Origin of the sequence: Pseudomonas sp. YNh, from assembly GCF_037993085.1 — a bacterium.
GTDB lineage: Bacteria > Pseudomonadota > Gammaproteobacteria > Pseudomonadales > Pseudomonadaceae > Aquipseudomonas > Aquipseudomonas putida.
Genome location: NZ_JBBMRJ010000022.1, coordinates 1 through 19,491, shown reverse-complemented (window position 1 = coordinate 19,491; position 19,491 = coordinate 1). Strand labels below are relative to the sequence as shown.

19 protein-coding genes are annotated in these 19,491 nt (G+C 58.9%); 14 read left to right on the top strand and 5 right to left on the bottom strand.

Annotated elements, in window-relative coordinates; genetic code table 11:
- Positions 1 to 7: 7 nt before the first annotated feature.
- The 4 genes from WF331_RS20570 to WF331_RS20555 form a co-directional block, all read right to left on the bottom strand.
- Complete coding sequence (locus tag WF331_RS20570; RefSeq protein ID WP_060519774.1) at positions 8 to 1,123, bottom strand: copper resistance protein B; 1,116 nt, start codon at positions 1,121 to 1,123, stop codon at positions 8 to 10.
- Complete coding sequence (locus WF331_RS20565) at positions 1,113 to 1,436, bottom strand: hypothetical protein (protein ID WP_019470286.1); 324 nt, start codon at positions 1,434 to 1,436, stop codon at positions 1,113 to 1,115. The genes WF331_RS20570 and WF331_RS20565 overlap by 11 nt, the downstream gene beginning before the upstream one ends.
- Before the next feature lie 14 nt (positions 1,437 to 1,450).
- The gene (locus tag WF331_RS20560; protein WP_060519772.1) at positions 1,451 to 3,364 is read right to left on the bottom strand and encodes a copper resistance system multicopper oxidase; all 1,914 of its coding nucleotides are present in this window, start codon (positions 3,362 to 3,364) and stop codon (positions 1,451 to 1,453) included.
- 181 nt (positions 3,365 to 3,545) lie between these two features.
- The gene (locus tag WF331_RS20555; protein WP_060519770.1) at positions 3,546 to 3,752 is read right to left on the bottom strand and encodes a co-regulatory protein PtrA N-terminal domain-containing protein; all 207 of its coding nucleotides are present in this window, start codon (positions 3,750 to 3,752) and stop codon (positions 3,546 to 3,548) included.
- Between the two features lie 165 nt (positions 3,753 to 3,917).
- Between WF331_RS20555 and WF331_RS20550 the strand changes: the two genes are divergently transcribed.
- From WF331_RS20550 to WF331_RS20520, 7 genes are all read left to right on the top strand, one after another.
- The gene (locus WF331_RS20550) at positions 3,918 to 4,595 is read left to right on the top strand and encodes a heavy metal response regulator transcription factor (RefSeq protein WP_060519766.1); all 678 of its coding nucleotides are present in this window, start codon (positions 3,918 to 3,920) and stop codon (positions 4,593 to 4,595) included.
- Positions 4,595 to 6,001, top strand: coding sequence for a heavy metal sensor histidine kinase (locus tag WF331_RS20545; protein WP_060519764.1), 1,407 nt, complete (start codon positions 4,595 to 4,597; stop codon positions 5,999 to 6,001). The genes WF331_RS20550 and WF331_RS20545 overlap by 1 nt, the downstream gene beginning before the upstream one ends.
- A 470-nt stretch (positions 6,002 to 6,471) precedes the next feature.
- Positions 6,472 to 7,722 (top strand): TolC family protein, encoded by a 1,251-nt coding sequence (locus WF331_RS20540; RefSeq protein ID WP_060519761.1) that lies wholly within the window; start codon positions 6,472 to 6,474, stop codon positions 7,720 to 7,722.
- Positions 7,719 to 9,182: an efflux RND transporter periplasmic adaptor subunit gene (locus WF331_RS20535; RefSeq protein ID WP_101195989.1), complete on the top strand. Its 1,464-nt coding sequence runs from the start codon at positions 7,719 to 7,721 to the stop codon at positions 9,180 to 9,182. The genes WF331_RS20540 and WF331_RS20535 overlap by 4 nt, the downstream gene beginning before the upstream one ends.
- Entirely contained in the window at positions 9,179 to 12,337 is a 3,159-nt protein-coding gene (locus tag WF331_RS20530; RefSeq protein WP_060519757.1) for an efflux RND transporter permease subunit, read from the top strand. The genes WF331_RS20535 and WF331_RS20530 overlap by 4 nt, the downstream gene beginning before the upstream one ends.
- On the top strand, positions 12,334 to 12,687 hold the full coding sequence (locus WF331_RS20525; protein WP_060519755.1) for a copper-binding protein: 354 nt from the start codon (positions 12,334 to 12,336) through the stop codon (positions 12,685 to 12,687). Before WF331_RS20530 ends, WF331_RS20525 begins: the two co-directional genes overlap by 4 nt.
- 160 nt (positions 12,688 to 12,847) lie before the next feature.
- The gene (locus WF331_RS20520) at positions 12,848 to 13,174 is read left to right on the top strand and encodes a four-helix bundle copper-binding protein (protein ID WP_101195988.1); all 327 of its coding nucleotides are present in this window, start codon (positions 12,848 to 12,850) and stop codon (positions 13,172 to 13,174) included.
- A gap of 135 nt (positions 13,175 to 13,309) precedes the next feature.
- On the opposite strand, the gene WF331_RS20515 is transcribed toward WF331_RS20520, so the two are convergent.
- A complete protein-coding gene (locus tag WF331_RS20515) occupies positions 13,310 to 13,642 on the bottom strand; it encodes a DUF2790 domain-containing protein (protein WP_039614978.1) in 333 nt (110 codons plus the stop codon).
- 733 nt (positions 13,643 to 14,375) lie between these two features.
- Between WF331_RS20515 and WF331_RS20510 the strand changes: the two genes are divergently transcribed.
- From WF331_RS20510 to WF331_RS20480, 7 genes are read left to right on the top strand one after another with little or no spacing between them, the layout of a single operon-like run.
- Positions 14,376 to 14,732, top strand: a complete 357-nt coding sequence (locus WF331_RS20510) for a metalloregulator ArsR/SmtB family transcription factor (RefSeq protein ID WP_060519748.1) — start codon at positions 14,376 to 14,378, stop codon at positions 14,730 to 14,732.
- A gap of 27 nt (positions 14,733 to 14,759) precedes the next feature.
- Positions 14,760 to 16,043, top strand: coding sequence for an arsenic transporter (locus tag WF331_RS20505; RefSeq protein WP_340623248.1), 1,284 nt, complete (start codon positions 14,760 to 14,762; stop codon positions 16,041 to 16,043).
- A 14-nt stretch (positions 16,044 to 16,057) separates the two neighbouring features.
- Positions 16,058 to 16,528, top strand: a complete 471-nt coding sequence (locus WF331_RS20500; protein WP_031314387.1) for an arsenate reductase ArsC — start codon at positions 16,058 to 16,060, stop codon at positions 16,526 to 16,528.
- 23 nt (positions 16,529 to 16,551) lie between these two features.
- Positions 16,552 to 17,265: an arsenical resistance protein ArsH gene (gene arsH / locus WF331_RS20495; RefSeq protein WP_060519744.1), complete on the top strand. Its 714-nt coding sequence runs from the start codon at positions 16,552 to 16,554 to the stop codon at positions 17,263 to 17,265.
- 4 nt (positions 17,266 to 17,269) lie between these two features.
- Complete coding sequence (locus tag WF331_RS20490; RefSeq protein WP_082422063.1) at positions 17,270 to 17,773, top strand: cyclin-dependent kinase inhibitor 3 family protein; 504 nt, start codon at positions 17,270 to 17,272, stop codon at positions 17,771 to 17,773.
- Between the two features lie 25 nt (positions 17,774 to 17,798).
- Positions 17,799 to 18,881, top strand: a complete 1,083-nt coding sequence (locus WF331_RS20485; protein WP_101195987.1) for an ArsO family NAD(P)H-dependent flavin-containing monooxygenase — start codon at positions 17,799 to 17,801, stop codon at positions 18,879 to 18,881.
- A complete protein-coding gene (locus WF331_RS20480) occupies positions 18,874 to 19,431 on the top strand; it encodes an arsinothricin resistance N-acetyltransferase ArsN1 family B (protein ID WP_340623247.1) in 558 nt (185 codons plus the stop codon). Before WF331_RS20485 ends, WF331_RS20480 begins: the two co-directional genes overlap by 8 nt.
- Positions 19,432 to 19,491 lie beyond the last annotated feature (60 nt).

The following is a 19,491-nucleotide window of genomic DNA, read 5'->3' as shown; positions in this document are numbered from 1 at the left end:
GGAATTCTCAGAACCACATCCTGATACCGGCAACGAAGCGTGCCTCATCAACATCTCCACCCTCGTCTCGGATGAAGTCAGCGGTGTTGCCGTAGGAGCGGCTCCAGGTAACGCCTATGTACGGGGCAAACTGGCGGACGATTTCATACCGTAGACGCAGCCCGACTTCGGTATTGGCCAGACCCGATCCAACACCGCGCTCAGGATCGTTCTTGCCATAGAAGTTCGCCTCGGCCGTGGGCTGCAAAATCAAGCGATTGGTCAGCAGGATGTCGTATTCGCCTTCAAGACGCGCAGCAGTCTGGCCGTTCTCGCCGATGAACGCCGTAGCTTCGGCCTCGAAGTCATACAAGGCCATGCCCTGAATACCAAAGGCTGCCCAGGTCTGCGGTGATTCCGGTTTGAAATCCTGACGGACTCCGGCGACCACGTCCCACCAAGGACTGACCGAGCGCCCGTATAGCAGTTGCAGCTCAGCGTCTTCGGTTACCCCATTGGTGCGCTCGCCTTCCGAGCGAACCCAGAGTCGATTGATGTCGCCGCCTACCCAGCCTGATGCGTCCCAGGCCAGGGTGCTGCCCTCATCGGCGTCTTGGTATTCGAGCTGGTCCAACAGGAAGAAGCTGTTGATTCCGCTGTCGTGCACCTGGTGGCCACCCAAAGGCGGAAAGGCTGCCTCGCGGTCGGCATCAGTGAGCACTGGAATCGGCGTGCGACTCGTTGTGGTCGGAGAAATCGCTGAACCATGATTCATCTGGGAATGGTCCATGCCCTTCATCGAACCGTGATCCATGCCCTTCATGTTTCCATGGCCCATTTTGCTGTGGTCCATCTTGCTATGGTCCACCGGGCTGGATTTGCTCTGGCTTTGAGCATGCTCCATCTGGCTGTGATCAACAGGGGCAGGCTGTTTCTGCTGTTTGCTCACCCCCATCTTGCTGTGATCCATCGCCGGCATCGATTCGGACGGAACAGCATCCATTTGCATGGAACCGTGCCCCATTTTCGAATGATCCATGCCCGAGTGATCCATTTCTTCAGCGGCGAAGCTGGGCGTTACGCCCAGCATGCCGATTGAAACAGTCAGGGCCAGCAGCGAAGGCCGCCCAAGGCTATTGACCATCTTTCCCTGCCTTAGCTTTGTCGCTGCCATGCGATTCCATCATTTTGTCGTGGTCCATGCCTTCCATCGAGCCATGGTCCATCCCCTTCATCGAGCCGTGGTCCATACTTTCCATGGACCCATGGTCCATGCCTTCATGGTTCATCCCCTGACCCTGCTTGTCCTGCGAACCTTTGGCTTTACCGGCCTCGGTAGATTTCTGGGAATGCTGATCATGGTTGTCGCTGGACCACGACGACGGGGCATAAACAGCCAACATGCCGACCATCGCAGCAGAGAGGAAAAAGGCGCTTCGTTTCATTGGTTTGCTCATCTCAAATCTCCAGCTCATTCGTCCACACGGACTTCTCGGAACATGCCCATTTCCATGTGGAACAGTAGGTGACAGTGATAGGCCCAACGTCCCAAGGCATCTGCGGTGACGCGATAGCTTCGTTTTGAGCCAGGTGGCATGTCGATGGTGTGCTTGCGAACCATGAAGTTGCCGTTCTCGTCCTCCAGATCACTCCACATACCGTGGAGATGGATGGGGTGAGTCATCATGGTGTCGTTGACCAAGGTGATGCGAAGACGCTCGCCATATTTCAACCGCAGCGGTTCAGCATCAGAGAATTTGATACCGTCGAACGACCACGCGAACTTCTCCATGTGGCCGGTAAGGTGCAGTTCGATTGTGCGTCCAGGCTCTCGACCATCGGGATCGATGAAGGTGCTCCGCAAATCGGCGTAGGTCAGCACTCGGCGCCCGTTGTTGCGCAGGCCAATTCCCGGATCGTTCAGCTTCGGGGTCGGCGACATGGTCTGCATATCGACCAACGGGTTGTTTGTCTCGGAAGCCGGATGGCTCTGCATTGCACCGCTCATGCCGGCCATGCCCTCATGACTCATCCCAGCCATCGTGCTGTGATCCATGCCGGCCATGTTGCTATGGTCCATTCCAGCCATCTTGCTGTGGTCCATGCCGGCCATGCTGCTATGGTCCATTCCAGCCATCTTGCTGTGGTCCATGCCGGCCATGCTGCCATGGTCCATCCCAGCCATCTTGCTGTGATCCATCCCGGCCATGTTCCCCTGGTCCATGCCAGCCATGCCGCCGTGATCCATTCCGCCCATGCTGCCGTGGTCCATGCCCATATCGCTCATGGCGATGATCGGGCGTGGATCTACCTCCGGCACGGGCGCTTGCAAGCCTTCACGAACTGCCAGGGTGCCTCGGGAGTACCCGGTACGGTCCATGGATTGCGCGAAGATTGTATAGGCCTGCTCGTTTTCAGGTTCGACGATGACATCGTAGGTTTCGGCAACGGCGATCCGGAACTCATCGACCGATACGGGTTTGACGTACTGGCCGTCGGCAGCCACAACCGTCATCTTGAGCCCAGGAATCCGGACATCGAAATAGGTCATGGCCGAGCCGTTGATAAAGCGCAGGCGGATCTTCTCGCCGGGCTTGAAGATACCCGTCCAGTTGCCGTTCGGAGCCTGGCCGTTCATGAGGTAGGTGTAGGTATACCCGCTCACGTCAGCGAGGTCGGTGGGGCTCATCTTCATTTCAGCCCACATCTTCCGATCCGCTACAGCGGCCGACCAGCCTTTCTCGCTCACATCGTCAACGAAGTCGCTAACAGTGCGCTTGTGGAAGTTGTAGTAGTCAGATTGCTTCTTGAGTTTGGAGAGCACCCGCGCCGGGTCTTCATCCGTCCAATCGCTGAGCATGACGACGTAATCACGGTCGTACACAAACGGCTCCGGATCCTTGGCATCGATCACCAACGCCCCATAGACCCCGGACTGTTCCTGGAAGCCTGAGTGGCTGTGATACCAGTAGGTGCCGTTCTGGTGGACCTTGAACTTGTATTCGTACATGCCATCGGGAGCGATGCCGTGGAAGCTCAAGCCCGGCACACCGTCCATGTTGGCGGGCAGGATGATGCCGTGCCAGTGAATGGAGGTGTCTTGTTTCAGCCGGTTGCGTACGCGCAGTGTCACGGTGTCGCCTTCGCGCCATCGCAGGATCGGCCCTGGCACCGAACCGTTGATGGCCATGGCCGTGCGAGCTGCACCCGTGATATTGACGGGGAGTTCGCCGATATACAGATCGAAGTCCGTGCCGCTCAGCACGTTCGGTTGGCCAGGGCTGGTCACGGCCCAGACCGGCGCGCGCCACATGCCGAGCCCACCCAGAAGTCCGGTAGCGGCCAGGCCTTTGACGAAAGATCGTCTCGTGGTTTTGCTTTGCATGCCGTTGCGTCCAGTCAGGTAGATCGCTGATATCCAGGCTGCTCGATGGGGCAGCCCTTGGGTTCATTGGAGCTCTCACCAGTCTCGTAGACTTTCGTCACTGCGCGAGGCTGATGAGAGGCCGTAGTCTGAAACTGCCATAGTTCAGATTCCGGGGTGATTACATTTCTGTAAGCTGGGATCAGCAGCTTTCGTGGCCGGCATGCTTGCTGGACTGGGCGGCAACTGGCGCCTGCTCTTTCTTCTCCTGCGCAACTTGGAATGCCTGCATGGAGCTTTGGCGAGCCGCTTCCATCCGCGCAAAGGTCCGGTCCGCGCCGCCCTCTGCCAGGGCGATGCCTGCCATGCCGAAGGTAACGACCATCACAATTGCTTTGACCATGTTCATCTGGAGATCCTCAGTGGGTTCTGCGCCTCATGGCGTCAGGTACAGGGTCAAGTTAGCTTCGCGGTGCTGTCAGAAAACTGATCTCGACATTACTTTTCCGTCAGCTTCTGGTTGGGCGTCTTTTTTCCTGCAAACTGGAGATGCACCCCGCGTGGATGAGAGCAGATGAAATTACTCGTAGCCGAAGATGAGCCAAAAACCGGTGTCTACCTCCAGCAAGGTCTGACAGAAGCTGGCTTCACCGTTGACCGGGTGATGACAGGCACTGACGCCCTGCAACAGGCACAGAGCGAAGCGTATGACTTGCTGATACTCGACGTGATGATGCCGGGGCTCGATGGCTGGGATGTCCTGCGCAAGATCCGTGCGGCGGGTCAGGATGTGCCGGTTCTTTTCTTGACGGCCCGAGACGGCGTAGACGACCGCGTGAAAGGTTTGGAACTGGGCGCTGATGACTACCTGGTGAAGCCCTTTGCGTTCTCGGAGCTGCTGGCTCGGGTTCGCACGTTGTTGCGCAGAGGCAACGGTGGTGCTGCTCAAACCACCATGAAGATGGCAGACCTTGAGGTAGACCTGCTCAAGCGTCGAGCTACGCGAAACGGCAAGCGGATCGACCTTACCGCAAAGGAGTTTTCCCTGCTGGAGCTGCTCATGCGCCGACGCGGCGAGGTGCTCCCCAAGTCGCTGATCGCTTCTCAGGTCTGGGACATGAACTTCGACAGTGACACCAACGTGATTGAGGTAGCGATTCGCCGACTGCGGGCCAAAATAGATGACGACTTCGCGCCAAAGCTCATCCATACCGCCCGAGGCATGGGCTACATGATGGATGTGCCCGAGTGATGCGCCCGCAATCATCGCTCGTCAAGCGACTGACCCTGATGTTCATGTTCGCAGTGACTGCTGTCCTGGTGGTTGCCGGGGTGGCTTTCTACGGGCTCAGCCAGCACCATTTCCGGATGCTGGATGAGCAGGCGCTTTCCGAAAAGCTGGAGTCAACGCGTCATATCCTGTCCATCTCAGCAGCGCGAGGCGGGCTCCACGATCAGGAGCAGCAGCTGCGGGCATTGCTCGGCGCACATCAGGATTTGTCGGCGAAAATCACCAAGGCTGACGGTACGGTCCTGTTTTCAGACCCCAAAGCCTCCCAAATTCCCCAGCGGTTCGAGCAGGCGCACCGGGGTGCGGTCTGGGAATGGCAGGATGAATCGCAGAACTTTCGCGGCATTACCGCCCAGCTGACCATTGCAGGCGAGCCGGAACCGGTGACGGCCGTGCTGATGCTCGATGTCACCACTCACGCCCATTTCTTTGTCACCCTGCAATGGTGGTTCGGAATTGGCCTGGTGATCAGCGCGATTGTAAGCGCAGGCTTGGGTTGGGTCGTGGCCAAGAGTGGGCTTCGGCCTGTTGGGCAAATCACCAAAGTGGCCACCGGGATGTCGGCAAGATCGCTCCGCGAGCGCATTCCCCTGGAGCCCGTGCCGCTAGAGCTTCAGGAGCTCATCCTGTCTTTCAACGGGATGCTGGGACGGTTGGAGGATGCATTCGTTCGGTTGTCCAACTTCTCTGCCGATATCGCTCACGAGTTGAGAACGCCAGTCAGCAACCTTCTGACCCATACTGAAGTGGTGCTCACCAAGAAGCGTGACCTGGATGCCTATGAGGAGAACCTCTATTCGAACCTGGAAGACCTCAAGCGTATGTCGCGCATGATCGACGACATGCTGTTCCTCGCCAAGGCGGATAACGGTCTGATCGTCCCTGAGCAGATTGATGTGGAGCTCTCCGACCTCGTTTCCAAGCTGTTCGAGTACTACCAGTTCCTGGCTGAGGATCAAGGCATCCAGCTGACCCTACACGGGCAGGGTAAGGTTCGTGGCGATCGCCTGATGATTGACCGAGCGCTTTCCAACCTTCTATCCAACGCGTTGCGCTACACCCCGGAAGGTAACGAGATATCAGTGCGAATCGAGCAGACGCCTGAAAGCGTGACGCTTTCCGTGCGTAACAGCGGGGTAATCATCGATTCCCAGCACATTGGCAAGATCTTCGACCGATTCTATCGAGCCGATCCAGCCAGGCGCGAAGGCGGCCCAAGCAATGCAGGCCTGGGTCTGTCGATAACCCGCTCTATCATCGAGGCTCATAGCGGACGAATCTGGTGTACTTCAGCGGAGGGTGTCACAACCTTCTTCATCAGTCTCCCAGCCTCTAAGCGGTGGGTTAGTGCAGCCCCAACCCCTTAATGCTGAACTCATCCCGGTAATCTATACTCGCCCATCATGAATCGGTTCATTCGACTGCTCACCATCCTGATGCTTATCGTGGCGCTTCCGCTTAACGGGATGGCGGGCATCGATTCGGCGACTGAACCTTGCCCAATGCAGACCATGGGCATGGAAATGATGGCGGGTATGGATCATGACTGCTGCCAGGACCAAGACCTGGGCAAGGCCGGCGATCACGCCAAATCCTGCAAGGTCGGCCAGGAGTGCAGGACTGCTAGCACAGTGCAGCTCAGCTTCCTGACGCCTGGGCTGACCTTTGCCAAGCCACGACCTGCCGATACCTACGCGGTAGGCATAGCGACAGGCTCTCCCCCCGATCCATGGCGGCCTCCCCGCGTCTGATTCCCTCTTAATTTCACACCGTCGTTCCGCCTAGCAGCGGGGCGATGGCACGCGCCTGGGCGCTGATCTTTCGAGGAATCATTTTCATGACTCCCCAACGTTTTCAGGGACGGATAACCACGGCCGTCCTGTTCATACTGCTGCCGGCTGTCTCGGCACAGGCTGCAACGCTGTCGCTGGATGAGGCGCTGCAACTGGCTGAACGCAACGCTCCCTCTCTACAGGCCCGCCAGGAGCAGGCATCAGCTGCGCGCAGCGCAGTCATTCCAGCGGGCGAACTACCCGATCCGCGCCTGAATCTCGGGGTACAGAACCTGCCGATTGAAGGCACCGACCGCTGGAGCATGAACAGAGACTTCATGACCATGCAGGTGGTTGGCCTGTCCCAAGAAGTACCGAACCGGGACAAACGCAAAGCTCGCATAGAGACAGCGCAGGCCACGGTCGAGCGAGCCGATGCCGAGGCGCTGTTCGAACGGCTGAAAGTTCGGGCGGCAACCGCACAGGCTTGGGTGGCTGCATACACCGTGCAGCGAAAGCTTGAACAGTTCGACGCCTTCTACAAAGAAAACCAGCTGCTGGCTTCCACGGTGCGGGCCAGCCTGGCCGGAGGCGCAGGCTCAACGGCCGATACGTTGGCTCCCAAACAGGAATTGGCACAGTTGGACGAGCAGAAAGACGTTCTGTTGAGTCAGTCAGCTCAGGCGCGAGCCGCGCTGAAGCGCTGGATTGGGCAGGACGCCGAAGTGGGCGCGCCGACGTTCCCTGTCTGGCCTGTAGATGCAGCTGAATACTTGCACTCCGTCCATGCCCATCCGGAGCTCAATACCTACAACGCCATGACACGCGAGGCTCAAGCCCAGGTACACCAGGCTCAGGCGGAAAAGAAATCGGATTGGTCCTGGGGGGTGGATTATCAGCGCCGTGGTCCGGACTTCAGCAACATGGTCAGCCTGCAAGTCAGCTTCCAGTTGCCGTTGTTCACCAGCTCCCGGCAAGACCCAATGATTGCGGCACGACGCGCACAAGTTCGCCAATTGGAAAATGAGCAGGACGCTGCCCTGCGCGAGCATCAAGCTCAGCTTGAAACAGACCTTGCCGAGTACCAACGCTTGCAACGGGCTGTACGGCGCAGTCGCGAAACACTTTTGCCCCTGGCCGAGGACCGGGTACGCCTCGCTCTGGCGGACTACCGCGCCGGTAATTCGCCGTTGAGTGAAGTGCTGTCGGCACGCCGGCAGCGTGTGGAAGCGCTGCTACAGGATGTGGACCTGCAAGGACAGTTGGCGGCAACAGCAGCGCGTCTGCATTTCGTTTATGGAGAGGTGCGGGCATGAGGAATAGGTCGATTGGTTTGCTCGTGGCTGCTGCCCTTGCTATTGGGATAGGCGCGGGCTTCTGGCTAGGTGGAAGAGGTGCGTATTCCTCATCCCAGCCAGTAGGTGAGGAAAAAAAAGCGCTGTACTGGTATGACCCGATGTATCCCCAGCAGCACTTCCCGGCGCCCGGAAAATCGCCGTTCATGGACATGCCGCTCGTGCCCAAGTATTCGGATGACACGGCTGGCGAGGAGCAGCCTGCGGTTCAGGTCTCGGCTGGGCTCCAGCAAAACCTTGGGATTCGATTGGCGACGGTGACGGCTGGCCGGCTAGAACGGACCCTGAGTGTGAGCGGCGTTCTAACGTTCGACGAACGCGACTTCAGCGTATTGCAGGCCCGGACTGGCGGCTACGTCGAGCGCGTCTATGGTCGAGCGACGGGCGACATCGTTGCCAAAGGGGCTCCTCTAGCCGATGTGCTAACCCCGGAGTGGGCTGGTTTGCAGGAGGAATACCTGGCGCTGCGGCATTCCGGCGACACGCAGCTGACGGCGGCGGCACGACAGCGGCTTGTGCTCGCCGGCATGCCGGCCGACCTGATCAACCGGGTCGCGAGCACTGGGAAGGTGCAGCTCTCGGTCACACTCTCCGCACCCACGGCCGGAGTCATCCAGGTTCTCGATTTGCGACCCGGAATGACGTTGACGCCGGGGGCTACCTTGGCGAGGATCAATGGAGTGGCCAACGTCTGGCTGGAAGCGGCTGTGCCGGAAGCCCAGGCTCAAGGTCTTCGCGAAGGCCAGCCTGTGCGGGCGCAATTGCCAGCGTTCCCAGGCGATCCCATACCGGGCAAGTTGACCGCGTTGCTCGCCGATGCCGATTTGCAGAGCCGCACGTTGCGCCTGCGTATCGAGTTGCCCAACCCGGATGGACGGCTTCGTCCTGGGATGACCGCTCAAGTGGCTCTCCATCCCGGCGAGTCTTCCGAGCAAAGCCTCTTGGTGCCTGCCGAGGCGGTCATCCGCACCGGCAAGCGAGACCTGTTGATGCTGGCTGAAGACGGTGGTCGCTTCCGGCCGGTGGAAGTCGTGTTGGGCCAGGAGAGCAGAGGGAAAGTTGCGGTGTTGCAGGGCCTTCAGCCAGGACAGCGCATCGTCGCGTCCGGGCAATTCCTGTTGGACTCCGACGCTAATTTGAAAGGCATCGAGGCGGCGACGGCGCAGGATAGTCAGCCTAATGCGGGGCCAGCCCTGCATGAAGCGGATGGCCGTGTCGTGCAGATAGACGGCACCCAGCTCACCGTTGCCCACGGTCCTTTCATCACCCTGGGCATGCCAGGGATGACCATGACCTTTCCTGTGGTTGATCAGTCTCTCCTTGATGGCCTCAAGGTCGGTGCGCAGATTCGCTTTGGCATACGCGAACGCGACGAGGGCATGGTAGTTGAGCAGATCAACGTGGTGGAGGGCCAACCATGATTGCCAAACTGATCCGCTGGTCGGTAGGCAACCGTGTGCTGGTGCTCCTCGCCACGCTGTTTCTGGTGGCATGGGGCTTCGTCTCGGTGCGTAGCCTGCCAATCGACGCCTTGCCCGACCTGTCGGACGTGCAGGTGATCATCCGCACGTCCTACCCAGGCCAGGCTCCCCAAATCGTTGAGAATCAGGTGACCTATCCGCTGACCACAACCATGCTCTCGGTTCCGGGGGCCAAAACGGTACGCGGTTTCTCCGCCTTCGGTGACAGCTTCGTCTACGTGCTGTTCGAGGACGGCACCGATCTGTATTGGGCGCGCTCACGGGTGCTTGAGTACCTGAGCCAGGCGCAATCGCGATTACCTGAGGCAGCCAAGCCGGTACTGGGCCCGGATGCCACCGGAGTGGGCTGGATTTATCAGTATGCGTTGGTCGATCGCAACGGCGGCCATGACCTGTCGCAACTGCGCAGCCTGCAGGACTGGTTCCTGCGCTATGAGCTCAAGACCCTGCCGGATGTCGCTGAGGTAGCCACCATCGGCGGTATGGTCAAGCAGTACCAAGTCGTCCTCGATCCGCTGCGCATGGCCAGCCTCGGTATCACCCAGGCTGAGGTGGTTGAGGCTATAGGCAAGGCCAACCAGGAGACCGGTGGCGGTGTACTGGAGCAGGGCGAAGCGGAGTTCATGGTACGTGCGGCCGGCTACCTGCGATCGCTGGATGATTTCAGAGCGATACCGCTGCGACTGGCTACCAAGGGCGTGCCGGTGACATTAGGCGACGTCGCTACGGTGCAGATAGGTCCGGAAGCCCGCAGAGGCATAGGCGAACTGGACGGCCTCGGCGAAGCCGTAGGAGGGGTGGTGATCCTGCGCAGCGGGAAGAATGCTCGTGAGGCCATCGGGCACGTCAAGGCCAAGCTAGAAACCCTGAAGAAAGGCCTGCCAGCCGGGGTGGAGCTTGTCACCGTCTACGACCGCAGCCAGTTGATCGACCGTGCCGTGGAGAACCTCAGTCACAAGCTGATCGAGGAATTCGTAGTAGTGGCGTTGGTATGCGCAGCGTTTCTCTGGCACCTGCGCTCGTCGTTGGTGGCTATCGTGTCGCTTCCCGTGGGAATCTTGATTGCGCTGATTGTCATGCGTCATCAGGGTATCAATGCCAACATCATGTCCCTTGGCGGAATCGCTATTGCCATCGGTGCAATGGTGGACGCTGCCGTGGTCATGATCGAGAACGCCCACAAACGTGTTGAGGCTTGGCATGCCCGGCATCCTGGTCAACCCTTGCGAGGCGAAGCGCATTGGAGGGTAATGACAGAGGCGGCCGTCGAGGTAGGACCGGCACTATTCTTCAGCCTGATGATCATCACGCTATCGTTCATCCCGGTGTTCACGCTGCAAGCCCAGGAAGGGCGTCTCTTCGCACCCCTGGCCTTTACCAAGACCTACGCAATGGCAGCGGCGGCTGCGCTATCGGTGACCCTGATTCCGGTGCTGATGGGGTACTGGATCAGAGGGCCACTGCCTGCGGAACAGCGCAACCCGCTCAACCGGGGCCTCATCCGGCTGTACCGTCCGGCATTAGAGGTCGTCCTGCGCCGGCCTCTGGTTACCCTCGCTGGAGCATTGCTCATCCTGCTCAGCAGTCTGTGGCCCTTGAATCATCTTGGGGGCGAGTTCCTTCCTCCGCTCGATGAAGGTGATCTGCTTTACATGCCTTCAGCCTTGCCTGGACTCTCGGCGCAGAAAGCTTCAGAGCTGTTGCAGCGAACGGATCGTCTGATTCGAACTGTTCCCGAGGTGGCCAGTGTCTTTGGTAAAGCCGGCCGCGCCGAGTCCGCTACCGACCCGGCACCGCTGGAGATGTTCGAGACCATCGTTCGGCTCAAGCCCAAGAGTGAGTGGCGTCCAGGAATGACCACGGAGAAGCTCATCGAGGAGCTTGATCGCACTGTGCGTGTGCCTGGGCTGACCAACATCTGGATCCCGCCCATCCGCAACCGCATCGATATGCTGGCCACCGGTATCAAGAGCCCAATAGGCGTCAAGGTGGCCGGCAGCGACCTAGACCAGATAGACCGGGCTACCCTCGCTGTGGAGCGGGCAGCGAAAAAGGTTCCTGGAGTGACTTCGGCGCTGGCGGAGCGTTTGACTGGTGGCCGCTACATTGATCTGGATATCGATCGCCATGCCGCTGCCCGTTACGGTCTGAACATCACCGACGTACAGGCCCTCGTGGCTGGCGCCATTGGTGGCGAAACCATTGGAGAAACGGTTGAAGGCTTGGCCCGCTATCCCATCAGCGTGCGCTATCCACGCGAATGGCGTGATTCCGTGGAGGCGTTGCGTCAGCTGCCGATCTACACCTCGCAGGGCGGTCAGCTGACGCTCGGCAGCGTGGCCCGCATACGTATCGCTGATGGCCCGCCCATGCTTAAGAGCGAGAATGCTCGCCCCTCGGGTTGGGTGTACATCGATGTGCGCGGCCGGGATCTATCGTCTGTTGTGGCAGACCTTCGTCAGGCGATCAACAGCGAGGTGAAGCTCGATCCAGGCATGAGCTTGAGCTACTCCGGCCAGTTCGAATACCTGGAGCGGGCGAATGCCCGTCTGGCCTGGGTGGTGCCGGCGACGCTGGCCATCATCTTCGTGCTGCTCTACCTGACCTTTGGGCGCCTCGGTGAGGCGTTGCTCATCATGGGCACACTACCGTTCGCGCTGACCGGAGGCGTTTGGCTGCTGTACCTGCTGGGCTACAACCTGTCGGTGGCCACAGGCGTTGGTTTCATTGCCCTGGCCGGCGTAGCGGCGGAGTTCGGAGTGATCATGCTCATCTACCTGAATAACGCTTGGGCTGAGCGTCAAGCCAAAGGCGAAACCACACGAACAGCGCTGCTCGACGCGATCCGTGAGGGCGCGGTGCAACGCATCAGGCCCAAGGCAATGACTGTGGCGGTCATCGTTGCAGGCTTGCTGCCCATCCTCTGGAGCAGCGGTACCGGCAGCGAGGTCATGAGCCGCATCGCGGTTCCCATGGTGGGCGGCATGCTCACCGCCCCCTTGCTTTCCCTTTTTGTAATCCCTGCGGCGTACTGGCTGATCCGTCGCCGCGAACTTGCTGTAACTACCCCCAACCTCTCAGGAGAAATCCAATGAAAAAGCTAATTGTCATCGCAGGCCTGGTCACCGCTTTTGCCACCAGTGTGCATGCCCAGGACATGGATGGTATGGACATGAAGAAAATGCCAGCCTCCGCCGAGGGGGGCCAAGGGAGCCAGGCGGCTCCCACTGCGCATGCTGAGGGGACAATAAAGGCGCTGGATCTTCAAAGCGGGAAAATCACCTTAGCGCACGGCCCGGTAGCAGAGCTCAAATGGCCGGCGATGACCATGGGCTTCCAATCTGAGCCTGCACAGCTGAAGGGCTTGAACGTAGGCGACAAGGTGAAATTTGGGTTCCGCATGGAGGGAAGCTCCGCGAAAATCGTGAGCATCCAGAAGCAGTGATTGAAAAGCCTTGAATGATCGGGCACGCCTTCATACTGAGATGATTCGGACAAGCTTACAGAAATGTAATCAATCTTCAGGAACCCCTCAGGTCGAACGCTACATACCGTCATGAGACGGTGCACTGGCATCACATCGACCCGATACCGGAGATATGATCATGAACAGTAGCTTTGATGAATGCATCTCGGAATGCCTGCGCTGTGCGCTGGCCTGTGAAGGCTGCGCGTCAGCCTGCCTGCAAGAGCAGGACGTAAAAATGATGGCTGACTGCATCAAGTTGGACAGGGATTGCGCAGATATGTGCAGGCTGGCGGCTACCTTGATGGCACGAGAAAGCATGCTCGCCAAGGAATTTTGTGCGTTGTGCGCCAGGATTTGCCGCGCCTGCGGGGAGGAGTGCAGTAAGCACACGGCAGACCACTGTCAGCATTGCGCACAAGCCTGTTTGGCCTGCGCACAATCCTGCGAAGCAATGGCTGCCTAATTAATTTCGACCGACCGTCGTTCTTTTGCAAAGTACTTAGGGAAGACCTCGGTCGGTCGATCACAAGCCCCCTGGCGGCCGATCAGCTGGCGCTACTGGTGATCAGCTGACTTCAAGAATTAACCTGTGCTTCGGTCAGTTTTGACCCCTGCAGTTAATTCCGGCAGTGCGATATTCAAGGATTTTCAGCTCTCCTGTTGAGTCCTCGTAATTCATCTGTGCCGGCATCACGTCGCAGCTGCCGTTGGTCGAAGTCCTGCTGATGACTCTCGCCACGTCCAGCTTCATTCCATAGCGATAATGGATCACCTCAGGTGGCTTTTTTCCATTGGCCGCTGCGTATGCACGCATAGCCTGCTCATTCGCCTGAATCATTTTTCCGTGCAAACGATCAGAACCTCCTTCGGAAAAAGCGGATGAGGAGGCGATTAAGAGAAGTAGGCCGGCGATGCATTTGGCTTTGATCATTTCAATTACTCCATGAAAACATGACTGCAGCCTAAGGCCCGGTAGCTGTCATCCATGTGATCCAGGCATTACATCTTTGTAAGGCTGTGCTGGGTTGACAGCGCTATTCCCTCATAGACAGTTTGCGGGTGCCTAAGGTAAAGCCGACACGGGACAGAGCTTTTCAAACTCTGCGGAGTTGGAAATCACCCTAGGGGCTAGGGATCGCTCTCTGCGCTCATATCCCCGAGCCTCGAATAAATCGGGCGCAATTGTGGTCCGCAGAGGCTTTAAGCCCCGTCGGCTTCGGCTATGCGTTCAAGTGCTCTAAGCAGCAAGGTACCGACCCCGGATCCTCTTTCCCAGGATCCACAACCAGCGAACGAATTAGACGAGCCTGGCCATCCTTCGATGCCCCATATCCCAGTTCCGTTTCTCCACGGTGAAAGGAATAGAACATGCGGTCGTGCTGCAGAAGGTCCGGGGTAGGCAAGCCGGCTGCGGAAAGATACTCATCCAACCCCTGGATCTGATCGGCACCAAGCAATCGGAGAGACATCTCAGGGTGGTTCATCGTGGACTCGATGGGAAGGGAATCAATATCCGGATAAGGGCGCGAACCCTGGATTTTGCCTCCTACTGTGACTCGGTCATCTGGTCAGTGAATTAATATCTGCTTTACCGTATATCTGAATGGTCATATATTCGAGCCTCCAGATATGAGCCGCCCGTGCTGCGTTCCCCAGGAGGTCAAATGCGGGAAACCCTAACCCCCCCCATCGTTTTTAAATGTCTCGCTGACGAAACACGAGCCCGGATGACCTTGCTGATCGCCAGTGAAGGCGAGCTATGCGTATGTGAGTTGACCTGCGCACTCGACCTCAGCCAGCCGAAGATTTCTCGGCATCTTGCTCAATTGCGAGAAGCCGGAATCCTCATGGACCGGCGGCAGGGACAATGGGTGTATTACCGCCTCAATCCGTCCTTGCCAGAATGGGTGCAGATGATGCTCAAGAGTGTTGTCGATGCAAACGCCCAGTGGCTAAGCGCCGATGCTGTGCGCCTTGCTGAAATGGGCGAGCGTCCACAAAGCCCTGCTGCTTGTGCTTGATTTTCACTTCGCTGACTGAGTTGAGCCATGTTCATCGCATTTTTGATTTTTCTCGCAACGATCGTTCTGGTGATCTGGCAGCCAAAGGGTCTGGGGGTGGGCTGGAGCGCTGGTCTAGGGGCGGTCGTGGCGCTACTGGCGGGCGTAGTGAATCTGTCTGATATCCCAGTGGTGTGGCAGATAGTATGGAACGCCACCGCAACGTTTATCGCTGTCATCATCATCAGCCTTTTGCTGGATGAGGCGGGTTTCTTCGAATGGGCAGCGTTGCATGTGGCCCGCTGGGGCAACGGCAGTACCCGCAAGCTGTTCGCTTTCATCATTCTCCTGGGAGCAGCAGTGTCGGCGTTATTCGCCAATGATGGCGCAGCGCTGATCCTGACGCCGATCGTTATCGCCATGCTGCTTGCCCTGCGTTTTTCCCCGGCGGCGACGTTGGCATTTGTCATGGCAGCAGGTTTTATCGCCGATACCGCGAGCCTGCCGCTGGTGGTGTCCAACCTGGTGAACATCGTTTCCGCCGACTACTTTGGCATCGGTTTCAGCGAGTACGCCTCGATCATGGTGCCGGTGAACCTGGTCAGTATCGCCGCCACGCTGGGAATGCTGCTGTGGTTCTTCCGCAAGGACCTGCCGCGAACCTATGAACTCGACCAACTGAAGGCTCCCGAAGCCGCTATCCGCGACAAGGCGACGTTCGTTGCCGGCTGGTGGGTGCTTGCGCTGTTGCTGGTCGGCTTCTTCGCCATCGAGCCGCTGGGCGTTCCGATCAGCGCCATCGCTGCTGCCTGTGCGCTGATCCTCTACCTGATCGCTGCGCATGGGCACGTGATCTCAACCCGCAAGGTGCTCAAGGACGCGCCTTGGCAGGTCGTGGTGTTCTCGCTTGGCATGTACCTGGTGGTCTATGGCCTGCGTAATGCCGGCCTCACCGACTACCTGACGCAGATCCTCAATGTCTTCACCGGCTACGGGGTCTGGGGCGCATCCCTCGGGACGGGGCTGCTCGCCGCTGGCCTGTCGTCGGTCATGAACAACATGCCCACTGTACTAATAGGAGCTTTGTCGATCCATTCCGCCGAGGCCACTGGCATCGTGCGTGAGGCCATGATCTACGCCAACGTCATCGGCTGTGACCTCGGTCCGAAAATCACCCCAATCGGCAGCCTGGCCACCTTGCTGTGGCTGCACGTGCTGGCCCGCAAAAACATCGTTATCACCTGGGGTTACTACTTCCGCACCGGTATCGTCCTGACGCTGCCGATCCTGCTTGCCACCTTGGCCGCATTGGCCATACGCCTGAGCTTTTGAACCGGAGATATCTGATGAAAGTCTTGTTCATGTGCACCCACAACAGCTGCCGCAGCATCCTGTCCGAGGCGCTGTTCAATCATCTGGCCCCCGAGGGTATGGAAGCTGTGAGCTCGGGTAGCTTCCCAAGCGGCAAGGTCAATGAGCGGGCGCTGAAGACCTTGGAAGCCGCCGGTATCCCCACCGCTGGTCTTTCAAGCAAGGCCTCGGATGTCTTCGAGAGCTCTCCTCCCGACATAGTCGTCACCGTGTGCGATCGAGCTGCCGGCGAAGCCTGCCCGATCTTCTTCGGTCCATCGCTCAAAGCCCACTGGGGCCTGGCCGACCCTTCGGCGGTTACCGGCAGTGAGGCGGAAATCGAACAAGCCTTCCAGACCACACTTGCGAAGATCGATGAGCGCGTGCGCGCTTTCATTGCGCTGCCCTTCTCGCAACTGAGCCAGGACGAACTGAAAGCCGAACTTGCTCGCATCGGCGCGCTGTAGGCCCTGGATCAATGGAGACTGAAATGAACGACCACCTGCCAAATATCCAGCCAGAACTGATCGATCTGCCGTCGCTGGAGCGTCTGGAGCCGAAGGATCCCTCCACGCATAAACCACGCATCCTGCTGCTGTACGGATCGACCCGCGAACGCTCATTCAGCCGCTTGATGGTCCAGGAAGCTGCGCGCCTGCTGGAAGAGTTCGGCGCCGAAACCCGTATCTTCGACCCTTCCGGCCTGCCGCTCCCGGATGACGCTCCGGACTCCCACGAGAAGGTGCTGGAACTCCGCGAGCTGATGCAATGGTCCGAGGGCCAGGTGTGGTGCTCGCCCGAGCGTCACGGTTCTATGAGCGCAGTCTTTAAGGCGCAGATCGACTGGGTACCTTTGGCCATGGGCGCCGTACGTCCGACCCAGGGCAAGACATTAGCGGTGATGCAGGTTTGTGGTGGCTCGCAGTCGTTCAACGTGGTGAACCAATTGCGCGTGCTGGGCCGTTGGATGCGCATGTTCACTATCCCTAACCAGTCGTCGGTTCCAAAAGCCTTCCTGGAGTTCGATGATGCCGGGCGCATGAAACCTTCTTCCTTCTATGACCGGCTGGTTGATGTGATGGAAGAACTGACCAAGTTCACGCTGCTATTGCGCGACCGCCAGGATTACCTGGTGGATCGCTACTCCGAGCGCAAGGAGTCGGCGGAAGAGCTGTCCAAGCGAGTCAATCTGCGGTCCATTTGAGGTCATGAGCATGTCACATCCCTACTCGATGAAATCGCTGCCCCATGCCCCAGGAGCGCTAATTTTCACACCCTGCCCGGGCACCCAGGCCAGCGATCTTGCTGAAAGCCTGAAGACGCTGAAGCAGGCTGGCGCCGTGGCGCTGGTTACCCTGATGTCGGATACAGAGCTTCAGGAAAACGGCGTTGGTGAGCTTGGCGTCGCGGCCAGGCAGTATGGGTTGGAGTGGTACCAGTTGCCGATCGAGGATGATCAGGCTCCTGATCAAACCTTCGAGGCTCGGTTGGGGGAGATTCGCCACCAGTTAGACGATTTGCTCGCTTCCAACAAGGCCCTGGCCATCCACTGCAAGGGCGGCTCCGGTCGCACCGGGCTGTTCGCTGCCCGTCTGCTGATCGAATCCGGAATGCCGCGTCGCGAGGCGATCGCTTGGGTGCAGGAGCTTCGCCCACGGGCGATTCAGAAGCCTGCGCACATCAACTACATCAACCAATTCGGCGAAGACTGAGCGCTCCAGCCAGACAGGAGAGACCATGGCCACCGACGGCGAACTACTCGATGTCATCGTGATTGGCGGCGGGCAGTCCGCGCTTACGGTGGCCTATTTTCTCAAGCGGGCCAAGTTGTCGTTTCTGCTGCTCGACGCCGAAGAGGCTGCGGGCGGGGCGTGGCGCCATGGCTGGGACTCGCTGACGCTATTCTCACCCTCAGCATGGAGCTCGATCGCGGGCTGGCCGATGCCGCTAGTCACCGAAGGTAATCCCGATAGGGATCACGTGGTCAGCTATCTGGAGCAGTACGAGGCGCGCTACGGGTTTCCTATCGTTCGCCCCGTCAGCGTTACGGCGGTGGAGCGAACCGGGCGTGGCCTTCGTGTTCGCTCGAAGGACCGCGACTGGGAAGCCCGTGCCGTCATCAGCGCAACGGGGACTTGGAGCAAACCCTATGTTCCGGTTTATCCGGGGATAGAGCTGTACGGGGGGCAGCAAATTCACTCCGCCCATTATCAGTCACCAGAGGCTTTCCAAGGAAAGCGCGTGCTGGTCGTTGGTGGTGGCAACTCGGGGGCGCAAATCTATGCGGAGCTGTCCGAGGTCGCCGACGCAACGTGGGTAACCACGGAGGAGCCGGCGTTTCTGCCTGATGATGTCGATGGCCGGGTGCTGTTCGAGCGGGCTACCGAGCGCCTCAAGGCTCAACAGGAGGGCCGTGTTATCAACGTACCGGTCGGCGGGCTTGGCGATATAGTCATGGTGCCCCCGGTGGTCCGGGCCCGCGAGCGAGGAGCCCTACGGTCTGTAAGGCCTTTTGTCTCATTCACGCCTGACGGGGTCGTCTGGCCCAATGGTGAGAAAACCCAGGTCGATGCGGTGATCTGGTGTACCGGTTTCCGGCCGGCTCTGGATCACTTGCGGGACTTGGACGTGCTGGATGACAGCGGTAAGGTCGAGGTTGACGGGTCGCGCTCTATTCGCGAGCCGCGCCTCTGGCTGGTCGGATATGGCGACTGGACCGCCCTGGCCTCGGCGACGCTGATCGGCGTCACCCGTACCGCGCGCAGCACCGTAAACGAAGTAGTGGAATACCTGAACAGCTTGGAGCAGCCGGATGCATAGCGGAATCGAGATTCGTATTGCTGGTCCAGAAGACGCTGCAGCCATACAGGCTATCTACGCTCCGATTGTGCTCCACACTGCCATCTCGTTTGAAGAGGTAGCGCCGAGCGCGGAAGAAATGCGCCAGCGTATCGAGACGACGCTTCATACCTATCCATATTTTGTGGCTGTGCAGCAAGGTCGGGTGGTCGGTTATGCCTATGCTAGCCAGCATCGAGCGCGAGCGGCATATCGGTGGGCGGTAGATGTGACCGTCTACGTTGCAGAGGGGCAGCGTCGGAGTGGGATTGGCCGGCAGCTTTATGACGTTCTCCTGCCGGTTCTGAAGCAGCTAGGATATCGTTCTGCATACGCGGGTATTTCTTTACCGAACGAAGGAAGCGTGGGTCTCCATGAGCGACTCGGCTTTCAGCACATCGGTACGTTTTCGCAGGTCGGGTTCAAACTCGGTGCGTGGCATGACGTGGGATATTGGCGGTTTGATTTCGGTGGCGAGGGTTGTCGGCCTGAGGCTCCTACAAGCTTCTTATCCCAAATCCCGATGCCGTGAATCGCCCCTGGTTTCGTAGACACCTCCAAGCCTCATAATGAGGCCCAAATAGGAGGTGCC

Bases quoted from the DNA above. Each gene is read 5' to 3' on its own strand.
- WF331_RS20515 (WP_039614978.1), bottom strand. From the start codon at position 13,642: ATGATCAAAGCCAAATGCATCGCCGGCCTACTTCTCTTAATCGCCTCC.
- WF331_RS20555 (WP_060519770.1), bottom strand. From the start codon at position 3,752: ATGAACATGGTCAAAGCAATTGTGATGGTCGTTACCTTCGGCATGGCA.
- WF331_RS20535 (WP_101195989.1), top strand. From the start codon at position 7,719: ATGAGGAATAGGTCGATTGGTTTGCTCGTGGCTGCTGCCCTTGCTATT.
- WF331_RS20480 (WP_340623247.1), top strand. From the start codon at position 18,874: ATGCATAGCGGAATCGAGATTCGTATTGCTGGTCCAGAAGACGCTGCA.
- WF331_RS20505 (WP_340623248.1), top strand. From the start codon at position 14,760: ATGTTCATCGCATTTTTGATTTTTCTCGCAACGATCGTTCTGGTGATC.
- WF331_RS20570 (WP_060519774.1), bottom strand. From the start codon at position 1,123: ATGGTCAATAGCCTTGGGCGGCCTTCGCTGCTGGCCCTGACTGTTTCA.
- WF331_RS20500 (WP_031314387.1), top strand. From the start codon at position 16,058: ATGAAAGTCTTGTTCATGTGCACCCACAACAGCTGCCGCAGCATCCTG.
- WF331_RS20545 (WP_060519764.1), top strand. From the start codon at position 4,595: ATGCGCCCGCAATCATCGCTCGTCAAGCGACTGACCCTGATGTTCATG.
- WF331_RS20520 (WP_101195988.1), top strand. From the start codon at position 12,848: ATGAACAGTAGCTTTGATGAATGCATCTCGGAATGCCTGCGCTGTGCG.
- WF331_RS20490 (WP_082422063.1), top strand. From the start codon at position 17,270: ATGAGCATGTCACATCCCTACTCGATGAAATCGCTGCCCCATGCCCCA.
- WF331_RS20565 (WP_019470286.1), bottom strand. From the start codon at position 1,436: ATGAGCAAACCAATGAAACGAAGCGCCTTTTTCCTCTCTGCTGCGATG.
- WF331_RS20525 (WP_060519755.1), top strand. From the start codon at position 12,334: ATGAAAAAGCTAATTGTCATCGCAGGCCTGGTCACCGCTTTTGCCACC.
- arsH (WP_060519744.1), top strand. From the start codon at position 16,552: ATGAACGACCACCTGCCAAATATCCAGCCAGAACTGATCGATCTGCCG.
- WF331_RS20560 (WP_060519772.1), bottom strand. From the start codon at position 3,364: ATGCAAAGCAAAACCACGAGACGATCTTTCGTCAAAGGCCTGGCCGCT.
- WF331_RS20550 (WP_060519766.1), top strand. From the start codon at position 3,918: ATGAAATTACTCGTAGCCGAAGATGAGCCAAAAACCGGTGTCTACCTC.
- WF331_RS20510 (WP_060519748.1), top strand. From the start codon at position 14,376: ATGCGGGAAACCCTAACCCCCCCCATCGTTTTTAAATGTCTCGCTGAC.
- WF331_RS20540 (WP_060519761.1), top strand. From the start codon at position 6,472: ATGACTCCCCAACGTTTTCAGGGACGGATAACCACGGCCGTCCTGTTC.
- WF331_RS20530 (WP_060519757.1), top strand. From the start codon at position 9,179: ATGATTGCCAAACTGATCCGCTGGTCGGTAGGCAACCGTGTGCTGGTG.
- WF331_RS20485 (WP_101195987.1), top strand. From the start codon at position 17,799: ATGGCCACCGACGGCGAACTACTCGATGTCATCGTGATTGGCGGCGGG.